The organism is Pseudomonas sp. GW821-FHT04D07, assembly GCF_059420225.1.
The window spans coordinates 1-5,935 of sequence record NZ_JBWKTH010000051.1; the positions used below are offsets into that span (position 1 = coordinate 1).

The 5,935-nt window shown below is 62.9% G+C and carries 5 protein-coding genes; 1 reads left to right on the top strand and 4 read right to left on the bottom strand.

Going from position 1 to position 5,935, the window contains the following annotated elements; translation table 11 throughout:
* Positions 1-80 precede the first annotated feature (80 nt).
* Entirely contained in the window at positions 81-1,067 is a 987-nt protein-coding gene (yjiA, locus tag AC07T0_RS31225; RefSeq protein WP_495004788.1) for a GTPase, read from the top strand.
* Between the two features lie 223 nt (positions 1,068-1,290).
* Here yjiA and AC07T0_RS31230 read toward each other — a convergent pair whose 3' ends face one another.
* The 4 genes from AC07T0_RS31230 to glyA form a co-directional block, all read right to left on the bottom strand.
* Positions 1,291-1,959 (bottom strand): GntR family transcriptional regulator, encoded by a 669-nt coding sequence (locus AC07T0_RS31230; protein ID WP_495004789.1) that lies wholly within the window; start codon positions 1,957-1,959, stop codon positions 1,291-1,293.
* A 25-nt stretch (positions 1,960-1,984) separates the two neighbouring features.
* Positions 1,985-2,698, bottom strand: a complete 714-nt coding sequence (locus tag AC07T0_RS31235) for a FadR/GntR family transcriptional regulator (protein ID WP_495004790.1) — start codon at positions 2,696-2,698, stop codon at positions 1,985-1,987.
* A gap of 99 nt (positions 2,699-2,797) precedes the next feature.
* Positions 2,798-4,111 (bottom strand): C4-dicarboxylate transporter DctA, encoded by a 1,314-nt coding sequence (locus tag AC07T0_RS31240; protein ID WP_495004791.1) that lies wholly within the window; start codon positions 4,109-4,111, stop codon positions 2,798-2,800.
* 384 nt (positions 4,112-4,495) lie between these two features.
* A complete protein-coding gene (glyA, locus tag AC07T0_RS31245) occupies positions 4,496-5,749 on the bottom strand; it encodes a serine hydroxymethyltransferase (RefSeq protein WP_495004792.1) in 1,254 nt (417 codons plus the stop codon).
* Positions 5,750-5,935: the final 186 nt, after the last annotated feature.

Consider the following 5,935-nt stretch of genomic DNA (forward strand, 5'->3'; position numbering starts at 1 on the left):
TGTGGGAGCCCGGCTTGCCGGCGATGGCGATCTTGCGGATGCCATCGCCGGCAAGCCGGGCTCCCACAGTTTTTTAGCGTATGGGAGATTTTTGTTTGTCAGTTCCTATTCCTGTGACCGTCCTGAGCGGTTTCCTCGGCGCCGGCAAGACCACCTTGCTGCGCCATCTGCTCAAAGCCGAGCACGGCCTGAAAATCGCCGTGATCGAGAACGAATTCAGCGACGCCGGCATCGACACCCAACTGCTCGGTGCCGAGCCGGTGCAAGTGATGACGCTGTCCAACGGCTGCGTCTGCTGCACCATTCACACCGACCTGACCAAGGCCCTGTACCTGTTGCTGGAGCGCTTGGACAGCGGTGAGATCGCCTTCGACCGGTTGGTGATCGAGTGCACCGGCCTGGCCGACCCGGCCCCGGTGGCGCAGACCTTTTTCATTGATGAGGAGCTGCGCGAGCGTTACCTGCTCGACGGCATCGTTACCCTGGTGGACGCGGCCCATGCCGAGCATCACCTGACCCAGACCATCGCCCAGGCGCAGATCGGCTTTGCCGACCGGTTGCTGGTGAGCAAGCGCGACCTGGTGGACGAGGCGACCTTTAGCGCCTTGAGCGAACGGCTGACGCGGATCAACCGCCGCGCCCCGATCCGCATCGTCGAGCACGGTAATATCGACCTGGCGGAACTGCTCGATGTACGTGGCTTCAACCTCAATGCCGACCTGGGCGGTGGCTTGAGTCTGCGCCCGGCCAGCAAGGCGCCGTCGATCGACCGCATCTCCAGCCTGGTGCTGCGCACTGCCGAGCCGCTGGATATCGACAAGCTCAGCGAGTTTATGAACGAGCTGCTGGAGGATCACGGCAAACAGTTGTTGCGCTACAAGGGCGTGCTGAATATCGCCGGCGAGCCACGGCGCATGGTGTTCCAGGGCGTGCTCAAACTCTACGGTTTCGACTGGGATACCGAGTGGGAAGAGGGCGCGGCGCGGGAGAGCGTGATCGTGTTTATTGCCGATGACCTGCCGGAAGAGAAGATTCGCGAAGGCTTTGCCAAGGTCGCGGCTGCCTGAGGCAATCAGTCAAGGAAACCGGGCATTGAAAACGCCGCATAACCTGTAGGAGCGGGCTTGTCGGGACGCCGCATCGCAGCGATGAGGCTCTTGAGCCTTGCGGCGCCTATCCGGACGCCATCGCCGGCAAGCCAGCTCCCACCTGGTCCGTGGCCAACCATGAGTTTGCGGGCGCCTAAATGCCCTGTGGGAGCGGAGCTTGCCCGCGAAGCTTTTGGCAAACTCAGGACCACTGCAGGACGGCAAGCCGATCCAGATACTCCGTCAACCGTCCGGCAGCCACCCCGCTATCACCATTCTCCACGGCAGTGACCAGGGCCTCACGCACCCGCCAATCCTCGACTCGCGCCGAATGTTGCGCCAGGGCCAATCCGGTCAGCGGCACCAGCCCGCTGAGAAAATGCGCCAGGGGCGCATTGCCAGCCATCCTCGCCAACTCCAGATGAAACTCACCGCCGAGTCTGGTCGCCGTGCTCTGCCGGCCCGCTTCAGCACTCTGGCGTTCGCGCGCGACCAATGTGCGGAGCGGCGCGAACGTCAGCTCGGAGGCCTTGGCGCAAACCAACTCGATAACGCTGATCTCGGCCAACCGCCGCGCTTGCAGGGTCTGGCGGATCTGTTCGGCATCCGGTTCGGCGACCCGCGCCCGTTGGTTGGGGCGGGTAAGAATGACCTGTTGCCGCGCCAGGCGGCTGATCACCCGCCGCACCTGGCTGCGACCCGCGCCATAGGCACGGATCAAGGTCTCTTCACTCAAGCCCTCGGCAAACTGGCGATCGAGAATGTCCTCGAACACCTGGGCGTAGAGCGTCTCGGCGCAAACGGCCGGCCCCTGTGGCAGGGCGAAAGTGCGCCGGGCGGTGAAAGGCAGGGGTGTCGCAACGCTGTTCATATCCGGTCTCCCCTTGGCGGGTGGGTTATTGCTCGGTACTGCCCAGATGGTCGTCCGGGATGGTGAGTTCGATGCCCATGCGCCGGCCTTCCTGGAGGATGTGCCGACGCATTTCCGCGCTGGCCAGCGCACTGTTCTTGTTGCGGATGGCGCGCACCACGGCTTCATTTTCCTCCAGCCGTTCGGCCAGGTGCTCCGGCGAGTTGCGCAACACCTCGGCGCTCTGCTTGAGGGCGTTGCTGGTCTGCTGCACCACGTTCTGGAAAATCGGGTTGGAGGTCAGGGCGAACAGTTCTTCATGGAAGGCAATGTAGGCGTTCATCCCGGCTTCGCTGTCGTTGGCCTCCAGGGCTTCACGCATGTCCATCAGGGGCAGGCGCAACTGGCCGACCTCCTTGCTGCTGATGGACTGCGCCACCAGCCCGACGATAAACGGCTCCAGGGTGTAGCGCAGTTGCAGCACATCTTCGAGGCTGGCGTCGGCCACGCCGCTGTGGGCGGCCGAGGTTTCGTTGGGGGCGGCGTCGAGCACGACCACGCCTTTGCCCGGCATCGAGCGCACCAGACCGAGGGTTTCCAGTACGGTCACGGCTTCGCGCAGGCTCGGGCGGCTGATGCCCAGTTGTTCGGCCAGTTCACGTTGGCCCGGCAGCATCTCGCCGCTGCGCCACTGGCCGCGGGACAGGGCGGCGCGGAGTTTTTCTACGACTGAATTGACGACGGTTGACGAGCTAATCACGGTTCACTCCCAGATAAAACGGTCAGGCCACGACCCGAGGCCGGCGATGGTTGCGCGCGCCTGGGGCCGGTACCGGCGCCCATCCCTGGGCGCTTCGCATCAGAATTCCTGCTGATGAGCCGGTGGCACCGGCTTTCTTGGTGTAAAGGCATAACCTTGCTGGCCATCGAGGACCTTGTGGGCCCGTTGCACATCGATGTCCTTTTCCCAGCGGGCGATGGCCACGGTCGCCACGCAGTTGCCGATCAGGTTGGTCATGGCCCGGCCGATGCCCATGAACCAGTCGACCGCCAGCACCAGCACCAGCCCGACCACCGGGATCGCCGGGATGGCGGTCAGGGTGGCGGCGAGGATCACCAGGGCCGAGCCGGGAATACCGTGGGCGCCCTTGGAGGTGATCAGCGACACCAGCAGGATGGTCAGCAGGTCGGTCAGCGCCAGCGGGGTGCCAGTGGCGTTGGCGATAAAGACAATGGCCAGGGTCAGGTAGATCGAGAAACCGTCGAGGTTGAACGAGTAGCCGGTCGGGATCACCAGGCCCACCGTCGAGCTGCCTATCCCCAGGTGTTCGAGCTTGCGCATCACCTGCGGCAACACGGCATCCGAGGAGGCGGTGCCCATCACGATCAGCAGCTCTTCACGCAGGTACTTGAGGAAGGGCAGGATGCGCAGGCCGGACAGGCGCATCACCACACCGAGGATCAGCAGCACGAAGGTCAGGCAGGTCACGTAGAACAGCGCCACCAGGCTGCCGAGTTGGCGCAGCGAGTCCAGGCCGTAGGTGCTGGTGGTGAAGGCGATGGCGCCGAACACCCCGAGCGGTGCCAGGCGCACGATCATGCCCATGATGCGGAAGATCACGTGGCTGAGTTCGTTGATCAGCCGGGAGATGCCCGACGCCGACTCGCCCACCAGGTTCAGCGCGCTGCCGAATAGCACGGAGAACAGCAGCACCTGGAGGATGTTGTTGTCGGCAAAGGCGCCGATCACCGAGTTGGGGATCAGGTCCATCAGGAACTGCGTGGTCCCGCGCAGATGCTGGCCGCGGTCGGCGAGGTCGCCCAGGGCCACCTTGGACAGTTGCTCCAGATGAATATTGGCGCCGCTGCCGATGCCGGTGGAGAAGGCCAGGATCAGCCCGATCAGCAGGGCGATGGTGGTCAGGATTTCGAAGTAGATTACCGATTTGAGGCCGATCCGCCCGACCTTCTTCAGGTCGCCGGCACCGGAGATGCCGCTGACCACCACACAGAAGACGATCAGTCCGATGAGCATCTTGATCAGCTTGATAAAGCCGTCGCCGAGGGGTTTGAGCTGGACGGAAAATTCGGGAAGGGCGAGTCCGCAGATGATGCCGAGCACCAGTCCAAGGACAACCTGAAGGAAAATCGAACGCGAGCACCATCTGAGCATGGGGAGGATCCTGGTCGGCGTTCCGTGATCTGTGCCTGTGGCCGCAGCGTCGGAACTTAATTGTTGTGGTCTTACCGGTATGTCCAGTGCGAGGCCAGTCTACGCCCGATTTTTCCGGGATCACAAGCGGTTTTTCGTTAAATTGGTTGGACCGGTCTGACCAGTAATGCTGGTCCTGTAGGAGCTGGCTTGCCGGCGATGAGGCCCGCAAGCGCGATGCAAGCCTCAAGACCGCCATCGCCAGCAAGCCGCCTCCCACAAAATGGCGCTCCACCGTAAAGGCACTGCTTGGCTACGGGAGCGACGGACGGCGAGTTTTCTCCAGGCGAAAAAAAGCCCGGTCATGACTGACCGAGCTCTTGGGTGCGACGGGGTGCGGGCTGCTTAAGCGCCGTAAACCGGCAGCTTGGCGCAGATGGCCTTGACCTTCGCGCGAACGGCGTCGATCACCGCTTCGTTGTTCAGGTCAGCCAGGATGTCGCAGATCCAGCCGGCCAGTTCGCGGCATTCGGTTTCCTTGAAGCCACGGGTGGTGACAGCTGGGGTACCGAAACGCAGACCGGAAGTGACGAACGGCGAGCGTGGGTCGTTCGGCACCGAGTTCTTGTTCACGGTGATGAAGGCCTTGCCCAGGGCCGCGTCGGCGTCTTTGCCGGAGATGTCCTGCTTGATCAGCGAGAGCAGGAACAGATGGTTCTTGGTACCGCCGGAAACCACGTCGAAACCGCGTTCGATAAACACTTCGGCCATGGCCTGGGCGTTTTTCACCACTTGTTCCTGATACGCCTTGAACTCAGGCTGCAGCGCTTCCTTGAAGCAGATCGCCTTGGCCGCGATCACGTGTTCCAGCGGGCCGCCCTGGGCGCCCGGGAAGACCGCGGAGTTCAGCTTCTTCTCGATCTCGGCGTTGGCGCGCGCGAGGATCAGGCCGCCACGTGGACCGCGCAGGGTCTTGTGGGTGGTGGTGGTGACCACGTCGGCGAACGGCACAGGGTTCGGGTAGACGCCGGCGGCGACCAGACCGGCCACGTGGGCCATGTCGACGAACAGGTAGGCACCGACTTTGTCAGCGATGGCGCGGAAACGTGGGAAGTCGAGGATCTGCGAGTAGGCGGAGAAACCGGCGACGATCATTTTCGGCTTGTGCTCGACCGCCAGGCGCTCGACTTCGTCGTAGTCGATCAGGCCGTTGGCGTCGATACCGTATTGAACGGCGTTGTACAGCTTGCCGGAGGAGGAGACGCTGGCGCCGTGGGTCAGGTGACCGCCGTGGGCCAGGCTCATGCCCAGGATGGTGTCGCCGCCTTGCAGCAGGGCCAGGTAGACCGCCGAGTTGGCTTGGGAGCCAGCGTGTGGCTGGACGTTGGCGTAATCGGCGCCGAACAGTTGCTTGGCACGATCGATGGCAAGCTGTTCAACCACGTCGACGTATTCGCAGCCGCCGTAGTAACGCTTGCCTGGATAGCCTTCGGCGTACTTGTTGGTCAGGACCGAGCCCTGGGCTTCCATCACCGCGGGGCTGGTGTAGTTTTCCGAGGCGATCAGCTCGATGTGCTCTTCCTGGCGCTGAGCTTCTTGCTCCATGGCGGCAAAGAGATCGGCGTCGTACTTGGCAATAGTCAAATCACGGCTGAACATGGCGGTCCTCAAGGATCGGGGGGGGGGGTAGAAAAGAAGCCATTCTAACCCAATGGGTTTTATCTGGCATATGAAAGGGTGTCATGTCGCGGATAAGCGGCGCTCATTTGGGGCGCCGCGCTGTCAGTTCCGGCCTCTTCGCGGGCAAGCTCCGCTCCCACACGGTTTATGCCAGACACGAAAACT